The sequence below is a fragment of the Streptomyces fulvorobeus genome, assembly GCF_013167895.1.
GTDB classification, from domain to species: domain Bacteria; phylum Actinomycetota; class Actinomycetes; order Streptomycetales; family Streptomycetaceae; genus Streptomyces; species Streptomyces fulvorobeus.
On record NZ_BLWC01000001.1, the window covers coordinates 3356973 to 3376917 of the forward strand.

17 protein-coding genes, 1 tRNA gene, 1 other RNA gene and 1 pseudogene are annotated in these 19945 nt (G+C 71.0%); 19 read left to right on the forward strand and 1 reads right to left on the reverse strand.

Features of this window, described 5'->3' with window-relative positions:
• Window positions 1-205 precede the first annotated feature (205 nt).
• The 13 genes and pseudogenes from Sfulv_RS15220 (at window position 206) to Sfulv_RS15280 (ending at window position 10794) form a co-directional block, all read left to right on the forward strand.
• The gene (locus tag Sfulv_RS15220; protein ID WP_173314280.1) at window positions 206-502 is read left to right on the forward strand and encodes a hypothetical protein; all 297 of its coding nucleotides are present in this window, start codon (window positions 206-208) and stop codon (window positions 500-502) included.
• Entirely contained in the window at window positions 499-1530 is a 1032-nt protein-coding gene (locus Sfulv_RS15225; RefSeq protein WP_173314282.1) for a DUF2637 domain-containing protein, read from the forward strand. The genes Sfulv_RS15220 and Sfulv_RS15225 overlap by 4 nt, the downstream gene beginning before the upstream one ends.
• Entirely contained in the window at window positions 1527-2171 is a 645-nt protein-coding gene (locus Sfulv_RS15230) for a GGDEF domain-containing protein (RefSeq protein ID WP_173314284.1), read from the forward strand. The genes Sfulv_RS15225 and Sfulv_RS15230 overlap by 4 nt, the downstream gene beginning before the upstream one ends.
• Window positions 2171-2557, forward strand: coding sequence for an RRQRL motif-containing zinc-binding protein (locus Sfulv_RS15235; RefSeq protein WP_173314286.1), 387 nt, complete (start codon window positions 2171-2173; stop codon window positions 2555-2557). Before Sfulv_RS15230 ends, Sfulv_RS15235 begins: the two co-directional genes overlap by 1 nt.
• Before the next feature lie 288 nt (window positions 2558-2845).
• Window positions 2846-5067: pseudogene (locus Sfulv_RS15240) on the forward strand (cell division protein FtsK).
• Window positions 5068-5206: 139 nt separating this feature from the next.
• Window positions 5207-5458 (forward strand): hypothetical protein, encoded by a 252-nt coding sequence (locus tag Sfulv_RS15245; protein ID WP_173314288.1) that lies wholly within the window; start codon window positions 5207-5209, stop codon window positions 5456-5458.
• A 160-nt stretch (window positions 5459-5618) separates the two neighbouring features.
• Complete coding sequence (locus tag Sfulv_RS15250) at window positions 5619-5807, forward strand: hypothetical protein (protein ID WP_109164529.1); 189 nt, start codon at window positions 5619-5621, stop codon at window positions 5805-5807.
• Window positions 5808-5818: 11 nt separating this feature from the next.
• On the forward strand, window positions 5819-6430 hold the full coding sequence (locus Sfulv_RS15255) for a hypothetical protein (RefSeq protein WP_173314290.1): 612 nt from the start codon (window positions 5819-5821) through the stop codon (window positions 6428-6430).
• Window position 6431: 1 nt separating this feature from the next.
• On the forward strand, window positions 6432-6755 hold the full coding sequence (locus Sfulv_RS15260) for a hypothetical protein (RefSeq protein ID WP_173314292.1): 324 nt from the start codon (window positions 6432-6434) through the stop codon (window positions 6753-6755).
• Between the two features lie 85 nt (window positions 6756-6840).
• Window positions 6841-7767: a bifunctional DNA primase/polymerase gene (locus Sfulv_RS15265; RefSeq protein ID WP_173314294.1), complete on the forward strand. Its 927-nt coding sequence runs from the start codon at window positions 6841-6843 to the stop codon at window positions 7765-7767.
• Complete coding sequence (locus Sfulv_RS15270) at window positions 7764-9158, forward strand: DNA primase family protein (protein WP_173314296.1); 1395 nt, start codon at window positions 7764-7766, stop codon at window positions 9156-9158. The genes Sfulv_RS15265 and Sfulv_RS15270 overlap by 4 nt, the downstream gene beginning before the upstream one ends.
• A 100-nt stretch (window positions 9159-9258) precedes the next feature.
• Window positions 9259-9525 carry a helix-turn-helix domain-containing protein gene (locus tag Sfulv_RS15275; RefSeq protein WP_073747230.1) on the forward strand — a complete coding sequence of 89 codons (267 nt, stop codon included), beginning with the start codon at window positions 9259-9261 and terminating at the stop codon, window positions 9523-9525.
• A 9-nt stretch (window positions 9526-9534) separates the two neighbouring features.
• Window positions 9535-10794 carry a tyrosine-type recombinase/integrase gene (locus Sfulv_RS15280; RefSeq protein WP_173314298.1) on the forward strand — a complete coding sequence of 420 codons (1260 nt, stop codon included), beginning with the start codon at window positions 9535-9537 and terminating at the stop codon, window positions 10792-10794.
• A gap of 90 nt (window positions 10795-10884) precedes the next feature.
• On the opposite strand, the gene Sfulv_RS15285 is transcribed toward Sfulv_RS15280, so the two are convergent.
• Window positions 10885-10972 (reverse strand) — tRNA-Ser (locus Sfulv_RS15285).
• 121 nt (window positions 10973-11093) lie between these two features.
• Between Sfulv_RS15285 and ffs the strand changes: the two genes are divergently transcribed.
• From ffs to Sfulv_RS15315, 6 genes are all read left to right on the forward strand, one after another.
• Window positions 11094-11188: signal recognition particle sRNA small type (gene ffs, locus Sfulv_RS15290), an RNA gene on the forward strand.
• An 86-nt stretch (window positions 11189-11274) separates the two neighbouring features.
• The gene (locus tag Sfulv_RS15295) at window positions 11275-13572 is read left to right on the forward strand and encodes a DNA polymerase III subunit gamma and tau (RefSeq protein WP_173314300.1); all 2298 of its coding nucleotides are present in this window, start codon (window positions 11275-11277) and stop codon (window positions 13570-13572) included.
• Window positions 13573-13755: 183 nt separating this feature from the next.
• Window positions 13756-15006 carry a phosphoribosylamine--glycine ligase gene (purD, locus tag Sfulv_RS15300; protein WP_173314302.1) on the forward strand — a complete coding sequence of 417 codons (1251 nt, stop codon included), beginning with the start codon at window positions 13756-13758 and terminating at the stop codon, window positions 15004-15006.
• A 414-nt stretch (window positions 15007-15420) separates the two neighbouring features.
• Window positions 15421-17127, forward strand: a complete 1707-nt coding sequence (locus Sfulv_RS15305; protein ID WP_173314303.1) for a M48 family metalloprotease — start codon at window positions 15421-15423, stop codon at window positions 17125-17127.
• 288 nt (window positions 17128-17415) lie between these two features.
• Entirely contained in the window at window positions 17416-18879 is a 1464-nt protein-coding gene (locus Sfulv_RS15310) for a N,N-dimethylformamidase beta subunit family domain-containing protein (protein WP_173314305.1), read from the forward strand.
• Window positions 18880-18984: 105 nt separating this feature from the next.
• The gene (locus tag Sfulv_RS15315; RefSeq protein ID WP_173314307.1) at window positions 18985-19905 is read left to right on the forward strand and encodes a phosphoribosylaminoimidazolesuccinocarboxamide synthase; all 921 of its coding nucleotides are present in this window, start codon (window positions 18985-18987) and stop codon (window positions 19903-19905) included.
• The last annotated feature ends 40 nt before the right edge of the window (window positions 19906-19945 follow it).

The following is a 19945-nucleotide window of genomic DNA, read 5'->3' on the forward strand; positions in this document are numbered from 1 at the left end:
GTAGCCGCAGTGCCCGGCGCTGCGGCCGGTTGCCTCCCCGCCCGTCCGGTCCGCTCAGCGGGGCGTACGGGTGGGGTCGCAGGGAGCCGGGACGCGATTCCCACGCTCCACCGCACACAGAACGTTCGCCGGGGCGGTCGCCTCTCGCCAAAGACCGCGACCGTCCCGGTTCCTCTTCGTCCCTTCGACTCTTCGGAGTGCTCGTATGCGTACGTACATCGGCGGTCATCAGGTCGTCTCGGACACCGATTTCGTGGAACTGGCCCTCGGCACGCCGCTGGATCTCTGGCTGGGTGTGGAGGGCGAGAGCGAGATGGAACGGGCGGCCCGCCTGGACGCGGCCCGCGACATTCTCGCCGACAACCCCGACCTGCCCGACCGCGTGAGCCAGGCCGCCGCCGAGGCGATCGAGGCGCACGCCCCGAATCTCTTCAACGTCGTGTTGCTCCCCACCCGCAGGGCGGCCGGTCGACGGCAGTACCGGGGCGGTGCGGCGGCATGACAACCACACCGCACAGCACGGATCGGCCGGCCGTTCCACCGCTGACCCGCCCGGAACTGGGCCTGGCAGGGTTCGGCGCACTCGCCGCGGCCGGTGTCGGTGCGCTCGGTCTGATCTCCTCGTTCGACGCGGTCTCGGCTGCGGCGGTCCGGTGGGGGTTCAGCGAAGCGTGGATGGTCCCGGTCGGCATGGACGTGTCCATCCCGGTGTTCTCGGTGGCGAACCTGCTGCTGATCCGGATGGACATGGCGCTGGCCTGGGTGCGCTTCGTGCCCTGGGTCCTGACCCTGGTGACCTGCGGACTGAACATCTCAGCTGGGCACGGTCTGTGGGCCAAGGTGGCGCACGGGACGATGCCGCTGCTGTGGGTGGTGTTCTCCGAGATCGGCGCCCACGTCTACGCCTCCCGGATCGGCGCGGTGACAGGTCGCCGAATGGACAAGATCCGTGCTTCACGGTGGCTGCTCGCCTTCCCCTCCACCTTCGCACTGTGGCGCCGGATGACGCTGTGGGAGGTCACCTCCTACGCCGACGCACTGGCCCGCGAGCGGGAGCGCCTGCTCGCCCGTGCCGAGCTGCGTGAGCGGCACGGCCGCCGGTGGCGCTCGCAGACACCCCGCAGGGAACGCGTGCTGCTCAAGCTGGGGGAGCTCAACCCCGCCACCGAGCAGGACCCGCCCGCCACGGTTGACTCAGCACCGGCCCCGGAGCCGGAAGGCAACCAGGAACCGAAGCCGAAGCCGCCTACGAAGCCTGCTCGCCGCAGCGTCAAGCCGAAACCGAAGCCGAAGCCGAAGCCGAGGCGGTCCCCGGACGAGATCCTGGCAGAGGCCCGGGAGGTCACCGAGGCGTGGCCGGACGCAGCACTGACCGCGGACGGGATCCGTACGGCGGTACGCGTCTCTCAGGCGACTGCCCGCACGTTGCGCGACACCCTCAAGGCAGAGCGCGCCGCTCTCCCGCTGCACTCCGTGGACACCGAGCAGGACAACGCCGGTGGCGCCACGACCGGGTCGGTGGCGGCATGAACACCCTCTTATCCGCCCTCGCCGCTGCCGGGCCGATCGCGGCCGGATGGTCGGTCCACTCGCTGTGGCTGCGCCGTTCACTGCGTAGCGCTCGTAGGGACCCGCTCACCGGGCTGCACACACGGGACGGCTTCACCCGCCGCGCCTCCACCCTGCTCAAGGATCCTCGGGCGGTGGTGGTCCTCGCGGACGTCGACCGCTTCAAACAGATCAACGACAACTACGGCCACGCAGCGGGGGATGCCCTGCTGCGGGCAACCGCGGACCGGCTGGCCCACTACGTCGGCAGGGCCGGGGTCGCCGGACGGCTCGGGGGCGATGAGTTCGCCGCCGTCGTCATCGACGACCACGGGACCGTCTCGGACCTGCTCGCCGTCCTGCACGGCGTGCTCGCCCGACCCGCGGACGGGTTGGAACCGGCAGTGCACACCACGGTGTCCCTCGGCTGGGTCCGCGCCGCAGACCACCCCGGTGAAAATCTCTCCGGGCTGCTGCGGCGGGCCGATGAGGCCATGTACGCGGCCAAGCAAGGTCGCGCCGGGGTACGTCGGGCAGGGCTCGGCAGGCTGCTCGCCACGTGGTCCGGCCGTCGTGCCGGCCGACGCGGCACCGCACTCGCCGGACCACGGGACGCAGCCTGATGTCCCCCGCGTTCGGCAAGTGCTACGACCCGACCGGGACCATGCACGGGATACCGACGTTCCCGTGGAAGTACGCCCCCGACGGCTACGCCACCCGCCGCCAACTCCGCGCCCGCGGACTGCGCCCCGGCGGGCAGGAAGTGGCCGCGCAGATCATGCGCCGCTCGCGCCGCCGCAAAGCCGGTGTGGCAGTCGCCTACCTCTACCGGATCGAGCTGGCCAAGCCCGTCCGCCCCATGACCCCGGGGCGGACCGTCGCCCTGGCCAAAGCGATGCTCGCCCGCCGCACCTGCCCTGAGTGCCGTGTCGATGTTGGGTATTGCATCCCGATCTCGCTCGGCATGTGCCCTACCTGCGCCCATCCCAAAAATCAGTCCACGCGCTGAAGCCCTAGAGGAAGTCGAGCACTCGGGCGACGAACGACACCGTCCGGAACTTCACCTGGTGCCAGCGATTACAGAACCGACGCGGCAGCCACCACCTGCGCGGCGCTACCGGCCGCCTGCACCACTGGCAGACCGGCGGCTCCCTCTCCAGCTCGAAAGACACCCCCATGCCGCGACTTTATCGCCGCTCCCCACGTACAGCGCCACCCCCTGAGTGCGTGGACGGCAGACCCTCCGCAGTGCCGTCCAGACCCCTCTCCCACCTCTGTTGTCCGGGAAGGACAGTCAGTGAATCACGACGACGAAAGCGAAATTCTCCGCCGACTCGAAGCCGACATGTTCACCCCCGCCGAACCCGACTCGGTCGGGGAAGTGGTCGACCTTGACAAGGCTCGGTCGGCCCGGACCGAGTCGGCCGACCCGCACGCCGACCGGTCGCCCGACTCGGCTCCCACCGGGTCGGGTGACGGGTCGGGCGACCCGGACGAGCCGATGATGGTCGACGGCCCGGCCGAAGTCGGGCCCGGGTTCATGGGCCGGATCATCGGGGCCAAGCGCCGGGCGATCGTCCCCGCCTGGCTGCGCTCCACCACCGAGCTGCGGACCGCGACCCGGTGGGCCGCAGGCCACTACGGACACCTGGCCGGTTACCACGCCCTGCGCTCCCCGTACTACGCCGCCCGCCTCACCTTCCAGTCCCCTGCGGGGCAGCGAAGTTCGTGGGCGGGACGATGCGGTGGGTGTCCGACCGGGAGGGCGAGCCGGTCCGGCTCGCTTCCGTCCGGCGCGAGGACGCAGCCGAGTACCTCAAGCTCTCCCGGCAGCGTGACGGCCGTGTCCGGCTGCGCACTCTCGTTGCGGTGCTGGGCATGTTCGTCGGGCTCGGTGTCGCGCTCGCCATCTACGTCCTGGCCCCCGGCTGGCTTCAAGCCCTGTCGATGGGGGTTCTGCTGCTGGCCCTTGGCTCGGCCGGCACTCAGGCCGATGCCCCGGTCATCACCCGCGCAGTGGAGATGACCAAGGCACCCAAGCTCACCAGTGACATCGTGCTTCGGGCCCTCGGGGCTCTCGGGATCACTGCGATCAATCAGGTGCAGAGTAAGGGCCGGGACGGGTTCACGTTCACCGCCCCGATCACCCGTGACGGGCCCGGATGGCGTGCGGAGGGGGACCTTCCCTACGGCGTCACGGTCACCGACGTCATCGAGCGCCGAGACAAGCTGGCCTCCGGTCTGCGCCGCCCGCTGGGGTGTGTGTGGCCCGAAGCCGTCCCGGACGAGCACACCGGCCGGTTGGTGCTCTGGGTCGGGGATCAGGACATGTCCACGGCCACGAAGCCCGCATGGCCGCTCATCAAGGGCGGGTCCGTCGACCTGTTCAAGCCGGTCTCCTTCGGCACTGACCAGCGCGGACGCTGGGTCGAGATCACCCTGATGTACATCGCCGGGGTCATCGGAGCCATCCCCCGCATGGGCAAGACGTTCCTCCTCCGTCTGCTCCTGCTCATCGCCGCACTCGACAACCGCGCAGAGCTGCACACCTACGACCTCAAGGGCACCGGCGACCTTGACCCGGTGGGCGAGCGGGTCTCGCACCGCCACCGGGCCGGGGACGACGACGAGGACATCGAATACGCCCTGGCTGACCTGCGGGAACTGCGCACCGAGCTGCGGCGCCGGGCCAAGATGATCCGGTCCTTGCCGCGGGATATCTGCCCGGAGTCAAAGGTGACGTCCGAGCTGGCGAACAAGCCCAAGCTCGGGCTGCACCCGATCGTCATCGGGGTGGATGAGTGCCAGGTGTGGTTCGAGCACCCCAAGCACGGCGGGGAGTTCGAAGAGATCTGCACCGACCTGGTCAAGCGCGGCCCCGCCACCGGCATCGTGCTCCTGCTCGCAACCCAGCGCCCGGACGCAAAGGCCCTGCCCACCGGCATCAGCGCGAATGCGTCGGCCCGATGGTGCCTGAAGGTCATGGGCCAGCTGGAGAACGACATGGTCCTCGGCACCAGCAGCTACAAGCGGGGGATTAGGGCCACGATGTTCAGCTGGAAGGACAAGGGCATCCACTACTTCGTCGGTGAAGGTTCCGACGCGCGGATCGTCTCCTCCGTCTACGTCGACGCCCCCACCGCTGAGGTGATCGGGCTGCGGGCCCGCCGCCTGCGCGAAGCCGCCGGAACCCTCACCGGACACGCGGCCGGGGAGGTTTTCGAGGACCGGGAGTCGTCCGGGTTCGATCTGCTCGCGGACATCCTCGCGGTGGTGCCGGCCGAAGAGCCGAAGCTGTGGTCCGAAGTCGTCGTGGCACGCCTGGCCGAGCTGCGGCCGGACGTCTACGGCGGGTGGGAGCCCGAGCAGCTGGCCGCAGCCCTCAAGCCGCACGGCGTCAGCACCGGCCAGGTCTGGGGCAAGACGGAGGCCGGGAAGGGCGCCAACCGGCGCGGTATCGAGCGCTCCCACATCCTCACCATGATTGCGGAGCGTGACGGAAATCGGGACGCGAGCTAGCCCGCTCCGCCGCTAGACCTAGCAGTACACCCCGCTAGGTCTAGCGGCACCGCTAGCGGCACATATGCCGCTTGATCAGCTAACTAGCCTCTAGCGTCCCACCTGCGCAAACCCCTGAAACAGGCCCGGGAGGCCCTTCATGACCCCTCTCCTGCTCGCTAGCGCATTCTTTCTGTTTGTTACTCTGAGTTATGGCGGTCTGTGTGCGGTTTCGCCGTTCGGGGACTGCCGCAAATGCCGTGGCTGGGGCTTCGCGACGAAGACCGACCGCAAGGGCCGTGCCAAGCGCGGCAAGGACTGCCGCCGCTGCAAGGCCACCGGCAAACGCATCCGGATCGGCCGCCACCTCTACAACGTCGCCGCCCGCCTTCACCGCGACGGCACCCGCTGAACCTTCCACGCAGGGGACCGGCGGTCACCCGCCCTGAGGCGATCCCGACCATGTCAGGCGCTCGCCAGCGTGACCGCCGGTCCAAGCCCCGAGCTTGCGAGCACCCGGGGCCCCCGCACCCTACCCAGCACTCCCCATCGGCCTCAAAGGAGTTCTCGTCGTGGCTGTCACCGTCTCGCTCGTCCTGCTCTTCGGACTCGTCCTGTTCTTCCTGCTTCGCTCCAACTCCCTCGGTTGGGGAGCCGCTTTCGTCGCCGTCATGTTCGGGTTCTTCCTCGCCTCCACCGGCGCATCCGGCCCGATCAACGAACTCACCACCGCCGTCATCGACGCCATCCCGGACCTGTAGGAGGCACCGTCATGAACGAACCCCTGATTCAACGCCACTGGGCCGCACTCGTCACCCCCAAGGTGGCCCCCGCCATCGCCACCTCCACCGTGCTGATCCTCGGACGGATCTGGAACGCCAACGGTGCCGAACACTCCACCGGAAACGCCGCCTTGATGGTCGTCCTCGCAGCAGGTGCCGCAACGGCCGGCGCATTCGCCGCCGCCGGACGCGGAGGCGGTGACGGGGTCCTCGCCGGAACCGCGTTCGCCACCTCCGGAACCCTGGCCCTGGCCGGAGTCGCCGGATACACCGACGGCCTCCCGCTCCCGATCCTCCTGTGGGCCGTGGCCACCGCCGTCGTCTACGGACTCGCCGCCCGCTACTGGCGCACCGACCGCCGTGACACGGCGGCCTTTGAGCGGCAGACCACGATCCGCCGCGAGGAACACGGGCACGTCGAACGCGTCGAAGCGCTGCGGGCCGGGGCACAGATCGAGGTCGCCCGCTCCGGCGCGGCCTACGCCGAACAGCTCGCCACCGCACTCATCACCCGCGCCGCCCTGCCCGGCTTCAACCCGCAGGCGCTTACCGAAGCCGGTTTGCCCGAACTCCCCGCCACCGACACCCCCAAGGAGCACTGACGTGAGCACCGGCACCGAACAGTGGCCCACCCCGGACACGGCATACGCCACAGCCCCGAGCATGGTCCGTGAGATCGGATGGACCGCTCAGGCCGCCATCGACAAGCCGTTCGGCACCCGGATGGGCCGGGAGTTCTGGCTTCGTAAGGCCGCGCTCCTGGACCGCATCGCGCTGTCCGAAGAAGCCGCGGGCCACGGCGGGGACGCCATCGAAGCGGCCGAGGTCGCCGCGGCGCGGCTGATGGACCTGGACGACCCGGACGCCATCTGCGACCCGCGCCACTACGTCCGCCAGCAGTACGCCCTGTGGGCCGACGAGCAGTAGCTATGCCCGGGGCGGTCGCCTCTCGCCAAAGACCGCGACCGCCCCGGTTCCCTTCTCCCTTCGCGGAAACAGGAGAACCCCCAGCATGACACCAACCCCTGCCCCAGCGCTGCTGAGCGCCGCCCTGGCCGCTGCCGAGCGAGGCTGGCCCGTCTTCCCCCTCCGGCCGGACGACAAGCGGCCCGCAGGGCACCCCGAACGCCACTGTCCCGGTACCGGCCGCTGCGCGAGTGGCCACCGCATCCCCGAGCAGCGCGCCACCACCGACCCCGGAAACATCGCCACGTGCTGGCAGACGGCCCCCTACAACGTCGGCATCGCCACCGGGCCCGCGAACCTCGTGGTCCTGGACCTCGACCTGCCCAAGGACGCCACCGACACCCCACCCACCGAATGGGCGGGAGCAGCGGACGGCCTGGACGTGTTCGCCATGCTCTGCGAGCGCGCCGGGGAACGGCTGCCGACCGAGACGTACACGGTGCGCACCCGCCGTGGCGGCCAGCATCTGTACTTCACCGCGCCTGCCGGAAAGCGGCTACGCAGCACGGCCGACGTCCTGGGCTGGAAGGTCGACACCCGAGCTTGGGGCGGGTACGTGGTGGGCGCCGGCAGCAGCGTGGGTGGAGCGTCGTACGAGATCATTCACGACGCGTCTCCGGCCCCCCTCCCTGCGTGGCTCAGTGACCTGCTCACCCCCAAGCCCGCACCGGCCCCGATGCCGCTGTCCGAGCTGTCGGCCCGGATGCGCAACGCCACCGCCTACAGCACCGCCGCACTGCGCGGGGAGCTCGAAAAGGTGCTGTCCGCCCGCGAGGGCGGTCGTAATCGCGCTGTGTACTTCGCGGCCTACGCCCTCGCCCGGATGATCCGGAGCGGGGACCTCACCGAGGCCGCCGTCAGCAGCGAACTCATGAGCGCCGGGCAGTCGATCGGCCTGCCCGCCGGAGAGTGCCGCACCGCGATCCGCTCCGGATTCGTCCGGGGCGGCGCGCTGGAGGCGAGTGCGGCATGAGCGACCGGGAGGAACTGCCCGTGCCGTCCAATCCGATGGCCGTGGCGCGTCGCCTGCTTCCGAGCTGGCAGAACGAGAACCAGAGGCTCGTGTGCCGTCGGTGGCGCGGGTCGTGGATGCGCTGGACCGGTACCTGCTGGCGTGAGTTGGACGAGCAGCAGATGCGGTCCTCGCTCTACAAGCGGCTGGAGTACGCCATCTACAGTGTTCCGGGTAAGGACGGCCAGCCCGAGATCCGTGACTGGGCACCCACGAAGCAGAAGATCAGTAACCTGCTCGATGCCCTGGGAGCCATCACGCTCCTGCCCACCGACACCGACGCCCCCTCGTGGGTCGAGCAGGACGCCGCGGGCAAGGACAGCAGCCCGATCGTGGCCTGTGAGAACGGCTTGCTCCGCATCCGGGACCGGGCCCTGCTGCCGCACACTCCCGGCTTCTTCAACCTCGTCTCCGTCCCGTTCCACTACGACCCCGCAGCCACGGCACCGACATGGGAACGCTTCCTACGGCAGATCTGGCCCGACGACCAAGCCGCCCTGGACGCGCTGCAGGAATGGTTCGGCTACGTCCTCTCCGGCCGCACCGACCAACAGAAGATCCTGCTCATCAAAGGGCCGTCCCGCTCGGGTAAAGGCACCATCGCCCGGGTCCTCAAGGAACTGGTCGGACGCGAAAATCTGGCCGGGCCGACGCTCGCCGGTCTCGGCAGCAACTTCGGTCTGTCCACGCTGCTCGGCAAGCCGCTCGCCGTCATCTCCGACGCCCGTCTCTCAGGCAAGGACGGCGGTCAGGTCGTCGAACGGCTGCTCACCATCTCCGGTGAGGACACCATCGACATCGACCGCAAGTTCCGCGACCCGTGGACCGGCAAACTGCCCACGCGGCTGATGATCCTCACCAACGAGTTGCCGAGCTTCGGGGACTCCTCCGGGGTCATCGCCCGCCGGTTCATCGTGCTCAACATGACGGTGTCCTGGCTCGGGAAGGAAGACACCAACCTCACCGACAAGCTGGCCGCCGAGATGCCCGGGATTCTCAACTGGGCCCTGGAGGGGCTGGCCCGCCTCCAGCGCATCGGTCGGATCACGGACCCGCCTTCCTCGCAAGAGGCCGTCATCACGATGCAGGACACCGCCTCGCCGACGAGCGCGTTCATTCGTGAGCGCTGCACGGTCGGCGCCGCCTGTGAGGTCCCCGTGGACACCCTGTGGGCGGTTTGGCGCGAGTGGGCCGAGGACAACGGCGTACGGGCCGTGGGGACCAAGCAGATGTTCGGACGGAATCTGCTCTCCGTCGTCCCCCAACTGCACCGGGCCCGCCCCCGCGACGCATACGGCCGGCAGGTGCCCACGTACACCGGCATCACCCTCACGCCGTCCGATCCGCGATAGCCCGTGTCGCGACTCAAGCGACTCACGCCGCCCCGGAACGGCCCCTGAGTCGCTTGAGTCGCGACACACAGCAATGCGGACTCAACACACACCAACTCGCATGACCGCACCGAGGAGTGCCATGCCCCGGCTCGAATTGCTGAAGAACGACGAGAACCCGCAGGACTTCGATCTCACCCTCCTCGCCGTGACAGTCGAGGAAGCCGCCCGCCGCCTGAGCATCGGCCGGACCACGATGTACGGCCTGATCCGTGACGGCGCCGTCCAGACGGTCCCGTTCGGCCGAAGTCGGCGCGTCCCCGTTCAGGCGCTCATCAACTACCTGAACCAGCACATGCAGACCAGCAACAACCACGCCGCGGCGTAAGGAGCACCAATGGCCAAGCGGCCCAAGCGCCCGGACGGGGCGTCATCCATCTATCTCGGCAGTGACGGCTACTGGCACGGACGAGTGACCGTCGGCATCCGTGACGACGGCAAGCCGGACCGGCGACACGTCATGAGCAAGGTCAGCGAAGGGGAGGTGATCAAGAAGGTCCGCGCGCTGGAGAAGCAACGGGACGAAGGCAAGGTACGAAAGGCCGGCCGCGCGTGGACCGTGAAGGCGTGGCTGTTGCACTGGGTGGAAGAGATCGCGAAGCCCTCGGTGCGGGAGAACACCTACGCCGGTTACGAGGTGGCCGTACGGGTCCACCTCGTGCCGGGTGTCGGGGCTCACCGGCTGGACAAGCTGGAGCCCGAACACCTGGAGCGCTTCTACAGCCGGATGCTGGCCAATGGCAGCAAGCCCGCCACCGCGCACCAGGCGCACCGGACGATCCGTACCGCGTTGAATCACGCGATGCGCCGCGGCCACGTCACGCGGAACGTCGCCACCCTCGCGGTCCCGCCGAGGATCGAGGAAGAGGAGGTGGAACCGTACGACATCGAAGAAGTGCAGAGGCTGCTCTTCGAGGCTGCCAAGCTCCGGAACAGCGCCCGTTGGTCCATCGCGCTCGCTCTGGGGCTCCGGCAGGGGGAAGCGCTCGGACTGCGGTGGGCAGACCTCGATACGAACAGCGGAGTCCTGCGCGTCAGGAAGAACCGGCTGAGGCCGAAGTACCTGCACGGGTGCGGCGGCGACTGCGGCACGAAGCCGGGGTACTGCAAGAAGCGGGTCAGGAAGAACGAGGACACGGCAAGCACGAAGTCGCGCGCCGGCCGACGTGTCATCGGTGTCCCTGAAGAACTGGTGAGGCTGCTGGAGCTCCACCGTAGAGAGCAGGCACACGAACGGGCGATCGCAGGGGACGACTGGCGGGAGTCCGGATTCGTCTTCACCTCTCCTGTGGGGGAGCCGTTGGTTCCGAGCACGGACTACGACGCGTGGAAGCGGCTGCTGACCGACGCGAAGGTTCGGGACGGGCGCCTGCACGATGCCCGGCACACCGCGGCGACGGTTCTGCTCATCCTTGGTGTACCCGAACGGGTCGTGATGCAGATCATGGGCTGGTCGTCCACGGCGATGGCGGCCCGGTACCAGCACGTGACGGGCGGCATCCTGGCCGACGTCGCGCAGCGGGTCGGAGGACTCATCTGGGAAGTGGCCAAGGAGCCCGACGAGAGCGGCGCGGAGGGCTCCGAAGCGTCGCAATGAGACTGCAGATGAGACTACGGGCCTAGAAGAACGCCGAAGGGCCCCACCGCGAACGGTGGGGCCCTTCGACGTATTGCCCGGTGAGAGCAATGGCGGAGGATACGAGATTCGAACTCGTGAGGGGTTGCCCCCAACACGCTTTCCAAGCGTGCGCCCTAGGCCACTAGGCGAATCCTCCGCGGCAAACAATACAAGACGTTGAGGAGTGCTCGCGAACCCGTTGCCCCTGAGATCGTCCGGAGGTGCCACCGGGCCGGATCGGGTGGACTTCGGGGGGTGGGGATCGGCTAAGGTGGGCGTCAGCCCCTCACGTGGCGCTATCTGACTGAACTCCCCCAGGGCCGGAAGGCAGCAAGGGTAGGTTGGCTCTGGCGGGTGCGTGGGGGGCCCTTGCGTTTTCCGGGGTCCGGCGGTGGCCGGGGGGCCGTGGTGTACCCGGGGCGGGGCCGGTTGTCAGTCCGCCCCGATAACCTCGTATGTGTGTCGTCCCTTGCGCTGTACCGCCGCTACCGCCCCGAGTCGTTCGCCGAGGTCATCGGTCAGGAGCATGTCACTGACCCTCTCCAGCAGGCCCTGCGGAACAACCGGGTCAATCACGCGTACCTGTTCAGCGGGCCGCGCGGTTGCGGGAAGACGACCAGCGCGCGCATCCTCGCCCGCTGTCTGAACTGCGAGCAGGGGCCGACGCCGACGCCGTGCGGGGAGTGCCAGTCCTGCCAGGACCTCGCGCGCAACGGGCCGGGTTCCATCGATGTCATCGAGATCGACGCCGCTTCCCACGGAGGCGTGGACGACGCCCGTGACCTGCGGGAGAAGGCGTTCTTCGGGCCTGCTTCGAGTCGCTACAAGATCTACATCATCGATGAGGCGCACATGGTCACCCCGGCAGGGTTCAACGCCCTGCTGAAGGTCGTCGAGGAGCCTCCGGAGCATCTCAAGTTCATCTTCGCGACCACCGAGCCCGAGAAGGTCATCGGCACGATCCGGTCGCGTACGCACCACTACCCGTTCCGGCTCGTCCCCCCGGGGACGCTGCGGGGATATCTCGCCGAGGTGTGCGCCAAGGAGAACAGTTACGTCGAGGACGGCGTGCTGCCCCTGGTCGTGCGCGCCGGGGCCGGTTCCGTGCGTGACTCGATGTCGGTCATGGACCAGTTGCTGGCCGGGGCGAGCGACGACGGTGTGACATACGCCATGGCCACCTCGCTCCTCGGCTACACCGACGGGTCCCTCCTGGACTCCGTGGTGGACGCTTTCGCGGCCGGGGACGGGGCCGCGGCCTTCGAGGTGGTCGACCGGGTGATCGAGGGCGGGAACGATCCGCGCCGCTTCGTCGCCGACCTCCTGGAGCGTCTGCGCGACCTGGTGATCCTGGCGGCCGTCCCGGACGCCGGGGACAAGGGACTCATCGACGCGCCCGCCGATGTCGTCGAGCGGATGCAGGCCCAGGCCGCCGTCTTCGGCGCCGCCGAGTTGAGCCGCGCCGCGGACCTGGTCAACGAGGGGCTCACGGAGATGCGCGGCGCGACCTCCCCCCGGCTCCAGGTCGAGCTGATCTGCGCCCGGGTGCTGCTGCCCGCCGCCTTCGACGACGAACGTTCGCTCCAGGCCCGGCTCGACCGGCTGGAGCGCGGCGCCTCCTTCGCCGCCGCCGCCTCCGGCCCCGCCATGGGGTACGTGCCGGGGCCCGAGGCCCACACCATGGCGCCGGTCGCGCCCTCTGCCGCCGCCGTGCAGCCCGCCGGTCAGCCGGACGCCGGTCCTGCCGTCGCGCGGGGCGCGGTACGGGGGGAGGCGCCCGGGGCCGTCGCGGCCCAGGCCCACCCGGCGCCCGTCGCTCCGGCCGCCCCCGCCGCGCCCGCGGCACCGGCCGCCCCCGCCGCTCCTGCCCAGCAGCCGGAGGCTGAGCCGCCTGCCGGGCAGCGGCCCGGCGCCTGGCCCGCTCCCGCCGGGGCCGACGCGGGACGCCGCCCCGGCGGCTGGCCGACCGCGTCCGTGCCCGGCCGGACACCGCCCGCGCAGGCCGCCCCCGTGGCTCCCGCCCCGGTTCATGCCCCACCCGCCGCCTCCGCGCCTCCGGCCCCCGAGCCGAGCCCGGGGGTGGCGTCCGGCGCGGGTGCGGCGCAGGTGCGGAACATGTGGCCGGACATCCTGGAGGCCGTCAAGAACCGCCGCCGGTTCACCTGGATCCTGCTCAGCCAGAACGCCCAGGTCACCGGCTTCGACGGGACGACCTTGCAGATCGGCTTCCTCAGCGCCGGCGCCCGCGACAACTTCGCGACCAGCGGCAGCGAGGAAGTCCTGAAGCAGGCACTCGCCGAGCGCTTCAACGCCCAGTGGAAGGTGGAGGCGGTCATCGACCCCTCCGGCGGTTCCGGCCCGCCGCCGCAGAGCGGGGGCCGCCCGCCGACCGCCCCCTACCAGCCCTCCGCGCCCGGCCCGCAGTCGTACGACCCCCCGGACCCGCAGCAGGGGCAACAGGGACAAGGGCAACAGGGCCAGCAGCCTCCGCGCTCCCCGTCCTCGTACCAGCCCTCGTCGCCGTCGTCGTCGAGTTACGCGTCGCCGTCCCAGGGCCCCGGTGGCTCCGGCGGGCCCGGCGCCGAAGCCGCGTCCCAGTCCTCCTACGCACCCGAGCCGCCGCGTTCCGTGGCCCCGGAGGACGACACCGCCGAGGCCGACGACCCGGATCTCGTCGACTCGGCCCTCTCGGGCCACGACCTGATCGTCCGCGAGCTGGGTGCCACGGTCGTGGAGGAGTTCGTCAACGAGCAGTGACGAGCAGCGACGAGGGCGCCCCCGGGGTGGGTGCCGTGAAGGGGTGAGTGCCCGGAGAAGGGTGAGTACCTGGGGAAGGGCGAGTACCTGGGCGCGTACGAGCAGGGCGGTTACGCGGTGGTGGCACGTCCACGGGGCGGAAGCCGTCAAGCTCGGTGGCCCCCGGCGGCTAGGCTGCACCCCGTGAAGGTCCTCGTCATCGGCGGCGGCGCCCGCGAACACGCCCTGTGCCGCTCTCTCTCCCTCGACCCCGACGTCACCGCTCTGTACTGCGCCCCCGGCAACGCCGGCATCGCAGAGGTGGCCGAACTGCACCCGGTCGACGCGCTCGACGGTGACGCCGTCGCGCGCCTCGCCGCCGAACTGGGCGCCGAGCTGGTGGTCGTCGGCCCGGAGGCACCGCTTGTCGCCGGGGTCGCCGACTCCGTGCGCGCCGCCGGTATCCCCTGCTTCGGGCCCTCGCGCGAGGCGGCCGAGCTGGAGGGTTCCAAGGCGTTCGCCAAGGACGTCATGGCCGGTGCCAACGTCCCGACCGCCCGCAGCTACGTCTGCACCACCCCTGCCGAGATCGACGCCGCCCTCGACGCCTTCGGTGCCCCCTACGTCGTCAAGGACGACGGTCTGGCGGCAGGCAAGGGCGTCGTCGTCACCGACGACGTCGAGGAAGCGCGTGCGCACGCGCTGGCCTGCGACCGCGTGGTCATCGAGGAGTTCCTCGACGGCCCCGAGGTGAGCCTCTTCGCGATCACCGACGGCACCACCGTGGTGCCGCTCCAGCCCGCCCAGGACTTCAAGCGGGCCCTGGACGACGACGAGGGCCCGAACACCGGCGGCATGGGTGCGTACTCGCCCCTTCCCTGGGCCGACCCCAAGCTGGTCGACGAGGTCATGGACAGCGTCCTCCAGCCGACCGTGGACGAGCTCCGCCGCCGCGGCACGCCCTTCTCCGGGCTGCTGTACGCGGGTCTCGCGATCACCTCGCGCGGCGTCCGGGTCATCGAGTTCAACGCCCGGTTCGGCGACCCCGAGACCCAGGTGGTCCTGGCCCGCCTGAAGACCCCGCTGGCCGGTGTCCTCCTGGCATCCGCCAACGGCACCCTCGACATCCTGCCGCCGCTGAAGTGGCGCGACGACGCCGCCGTCACCGTGGTCATCGCCTCGCACAACTACCCGGGTACGCCCCGCACGGGTGACCCGATCGAAGGGCTGGCCGACGTCGCGGCGAAGGACGCCCCGCACGCGTTCGTCCTGCACGCGGGGACCCGGCAGGACGGTGACGCCGTCCTGAGCGCCGGGGGCCGTGTGCTCTCGGTGACCGCGACGGGCAAGGACCTCTCCCAGGCCAGGGAGCGGGCCTACACGGCGCTCGGGCGCATCCGCCTCGACGGCGCGCAGCACCGTACGGACATCGCGCTGAAGGCCGCCGGGGTCTGACCAGCCTTTTCGGACGCTTGAACGCGGCCGGTTCCTGGCATGCTCACCGGCCGTCCCTCGGCGCCCACCAGTGCCCGGTCCCTCTCCGGAGGCGGCCGGGCACTGGTGTGTCCACTCACTCCCCGTCCACACGCGGGCCGTACGCCTCCTCCGCGCCCCGGGGTGCACGGCCCCCGTGCGCCGCATGCCGCGAAGAACAGCGAACCCATGTGAACCGGCGCGTCAGCAGCTTTAGCCAAAGCCATTCCATCGAGTGACGACTCGGCCATCCGGATGACGCCCGGCGAGCTCCCAACTAGGGTGCGGCGCAAGCGTTCCGGCACTTGGCCCACCGGCATTGCGATGTCAGTGACGGGTGCCACAGTGGGGGAGTGAGCAACACCGTCGTGGGGGCAGAGGGGGTGACATCCGGCTGTGTCCGGTACCGGGTTGGGTGAGGAGCTGGGCGCGCGTGCCGCGCGTGCCCGAGCTCTCGCGCTGCTGCGTATCCGCAGCAGCGCGGTGGCCGTGGCGATCCTGCCCGCGGCCGTGGCCGTCGTGCTGCTGGCCGCCGCCGTGCAGGGCCGTATCAGCGGCGGTGTCTGGGACACCGTGCGCTGGGCGGTGACGGTGGGCGCGCTCGTCGTGCTGGTGGTCGCCGCCGCCGTCGCCTTCGCGGTCGCCAGGGCGAGGCCGGCGGTCAGCCCGACCGTCACCGTCACGGAGGAGTCCGCGCCCGACCTCTACCGTCTGGTCCGGGAGCTCGCCGACCGGCTGGACGTCCCGGCCCCGTCCGCCGTGGAGCTGACCCCGGACTGCGACAGCTGGCTGGAGGACCGTACGCACCCCTCCGCCCAGCCGGGCACGGCGGGCGCCGGCAGGGGTCTCGCCGCGGTACGGCCGCGCCGGCGGGTGCGGGCCGCACCCGTCCTGGTCATCGGGTCCCCCTTCCTCTGGTGGATGCGCGTCGCCGAGCTGCGGGCGGTGCTCGCCCCCGTCGTCGCCGGCACCGACTCGTCCGCGCACCCGGACATAGCCGCGGCCCGCCGTTTCGTACGGGGGCTGGACGCCGCGGTCGCCGACGGCGCCGCGCCGGGACAGGGCGCGATACGCGGGCTGCCGCTCGCCTTCGTCGGCCGGGTCGCCAGGATTCTGCTGCGTGGCTGCCGTGAGCACGCCGCCGAGATGGAGCGGTGCGTCGCCGCCGCCGCGTCGATGCGCGCGCAGAACGTGGACTACGGGCTGCGGATCATCGCCCAGGAACAGGTCGGCCTCGCCTACGCGGGCTGGGACCGGCTGCTCACCCGGGTCGCGCTGCCCGCGTGGCGGATGGGCCGGTGGCCTTCGCGGCTCGACGCCGGTGTCGTCTCCGCCCTGACCGAGCTGTCCCGCCGGGACCGGCTGGCGGAGGGATTCGCCTCCCGCCTCGGCGAGCGCCCCGCCTGCGACCTCCTGGAGGAACCGGGCGCGGCCGACGAAGCGGTCTCACTGCTGGCGGCCAGGCTCTTCCACGGCGGGCCGGCGGAGAGCGGCCCCGACTGGTCCCCCGTCGACTGGCAGCAGTATCCCGAGGAGGTCGTCGACCGGAAGTGGCGGGCGGAGGCCGCCCGGCTCAACCGGGTCCTCGACGCCAGGACCGGGCCGCCCACGGTCACGGCCGACCCCGCCGACCCGGCGGTCCCCACGCTCGCCCGCGTCATCGGCCACCTGACCGCCACTCCGCCGGGCGGCGAGGAGCTCGCCGCCGGAATCGGTGCCGCCGTGGCCCGCGAGGAGGCGGCCCAGAGCTCTCCGCCGGCGGCCGGGGGTGCGGACCCGGCGCGGGGCGGTACGGGAGCCGACCCCCTCGACTTCTGGGGCTCCGGCCCTCTCCCGCTCTTCCCGCTCCAGCCGCCGCGTACGGGTACGGAGCTGCTCGTCGACCACGTGGTGGCGATGGTCTGCTGCGCCGCCGTCGACACGGCGGGCGCGGCTCCGGGGCTCGACTGGCTCGACGGCCCCGCACTGCTCGTCGACGGTCAGCGCCCGGCCGACCCGGGCGGGCCCGTCCTCACCCTGGTCGAGGACGGCGACGCGGAACCGCTGCGTACGTGGCTCGCCAAGGTCGGCGTCCGCACCGACAAACCGGTTCGTCTGGTCTGACCGAGCGGCGGAAGTGCTGCGCCTCGCGCGGCCGGTCGGCGGGCGAGAACAGAGCCGGGCGAGAACGGATACGGGCGAGAACAGATACGGGCGCGGCTCGCGCCACCTCCGTGCCCGCCGAGCCCGCCGCACGCGCCCCTCTGGCCCCAATACCCGGAAGCGCAGGTTCCGTTCACGTCAATTCGCGACGAACGGTGACGGAGTGCGTGCGTTATGTGATGTGCTGGGGATCGGCGCTGACACCCAGCGCACCGGAGTTGGCCGGGGGACACGAGGGAGGGGAGCGGTATGGGGGCGGAGCAGATTCGGCGATGGGAGTCGGGTGCCCTCGCGCATGCCGTGAGCGATCCCTTCGGGCAGGGGCCCCTGCCCTGGCTGCGCGGCAGCGAGAACTACTTCGACGACACCGGCCAGGTCGTCCCCTGGTACGCGGACCCCGAGCTCGGCCGTGGCGGCACCGGAGGCGGGACGCGTACCGCCGACGACGTGCACCGGCAGATCAAGGGCTTCGTCTCACCGGGCGCCGCGGCCCCCGGCGAGGCGATCGACTTCCACATCACGGTGGACCCGCCCCAGCAGTTCTCCGTCGACGTCTACCGCATCGGTCATTACGGCGGCGACGGAGCCGCCAAGATCACCACCAGCCCCCGGCTCTCCGGCATCGTCCAGCCGCCCCCGCTGGCCGCGGACCGCACGGTCTCCTGCCACCACTGGTGGCTCTCCTGGCGGCTCCAGATCCCCAGCTACTGGTCGGTCGGCGCGTGCGTCGCCGTCCTCACCACCGCCGACGGCTACCGCTCCCACATCCCCTTCACGGTCCGCGACGACCACCCCGCCGACCTGCTCCTCCTGCTCCCCGACATCACCTGGCAGGCGTACAACCTCTACCCGGAGGACGGCCGAACCGGCGCCAGCCTCTACCACGCCTGGGACGAACAGGGACGGCTGCTCGGCGAGAAGGACGCCGCCGCCACCGTCTCCTTCGACCGGCCGTACGCGGGTGCGGGACTCCCCCTCCACGTCGGCCACGCCTACGACTTCATCCGCTGGGCCGAGCGGTACGGCTACGACCTGGCCTACGCCGACGCGCGCGACCTCCACGCGGGCCGCGTCGACCCCAGCCGCTACCGGGGCCTGGTCTTCCCCGGCCACGACGAGTACTGGTCCGTGCCCATGCGCCGCACCACCGAACTCGCGCGCGACACCGGCACCTCGCTCGTCTTCCTCTCCGCCAACACCATGTACTGGCAGGTCGGCCTCTCCCCCTCCGCCTCCGGCGTCCCCGACCGGCTGCTCACCTGCCGCAAGCGCCGCGGACCGGGCAAGCCCGCCCTGTGGCGGGAGGTCGACCGCGCCGAACAGCAGCTCCTCGGCATCCAGTACGCGGGCCGGGTCCCCGAACCCCGCCCCCTGGTCGTACGCAACGCGGAGCACTGGCTCTGGGACGCGAGCGGCGCCACCGAGGGCGACGAGATCGACGGGCTGGTGGCGGGCGAGGCGGACCGTTACTTCCCGCGCACCACGCTCCCCGAACACGAGAACCGCATCCTGCTGGCCCACTCGCCGTACCAGGACGGCGACGGAGCCACCCGCCACCAGGAGACCTCCCTGTACCGGGCCCCCTCCGGCGCCCTCGTCTTCGCCTCCGGCACCTTCGCCTGGTCCCCGGCCCTGGACCGCCCAGGCCATGTGGACCCCCGTATCCAGCGCGCCACGGCCAACCTCCTCGACCGCATCTGCAAACGGGACTGACGCTCCCGGGCACCACGGCGCCCGTCCGGAGGCCCCGCCCCTCACCGCTCCATCCCGATACGGGACAATCGGAACGACTCCTGGATCAACCTACGCGGAGGCAGCGTGTCCGGTTTCGTAGAAAAGCCCGAGCCCGTGCAGGTCCCGGGTCTCACCCACCTGCACACCGGCAAGGTGCGCGACCTGTACCGGAACGAGGCGGGCGACCTCGTCATGGTCGCCAGCGACCGTATGTCCGCGTACGACTGGGTCCTGCCCACCGAGATCCCCGACAAGGGCCGGGTCCTCACCCAGCTGTCGCTGTGGTGGTTCGACCAGCTCGCCGATCTCGTCCCCAACCACGTCCTGTCCACGGAACTCCCCGCCGGAGCCCCCGCCGACTGGGCCGGCCGGACGCTGATCTGCACCTCACTGCGGATGCTGCCCGTCGAGTGCGTCGCGCGCGGCTATCTGACCGGTTCCGGGCTCGTCGAGTACGAGGCGTCCCGCACGGTCTGCGGCCTCGGTCTCCCCGAGGGCCTCGTGGACGGCTCCGAGCTCCCGGCCCCGATCTTCACGCCCGCCACGAAGGCGGCTGTCGGGGACCACGACGAGAACGTGAGTTACGAGGAGGTGGCCCGGGAGGTCGGCGCCGAGACTGCCGCCCGGCTGCGGCGCACGACGCTCGACGTGTACGGCCGGGCCCGCGACATCGCGCGGGAGCGCGGGATCATCCTCGCCGACACGAAGTTCGAGTTCGGCTTCGCCACCGGCGCCGAGGGCGACGGGGAGGACGAGCTGATCATCGGGGACGAGGTGCTGACCCCCGACTCCTCGCGCTTCTGGCCCGCCGGGACCTGGCAGCCAGGCCGCGCCCAGCCCTCGTACGACAAGCAGTTCGTGCGTGACTGGCTGACCTCGCCGGCTTCCGGCTGGGACCGCGGGAGCGAGCAGCCGCCGCCGGCGCTGCCGCAGGAGATCGTGGACGCGACCCGCGCCAAGTACGTCGACGCCTACGAGCTGCTGACCGGCACCACCTGGTCGTAACGCACTCCCGGATACGAAGAAGGCCCCGGTCACGAGGACC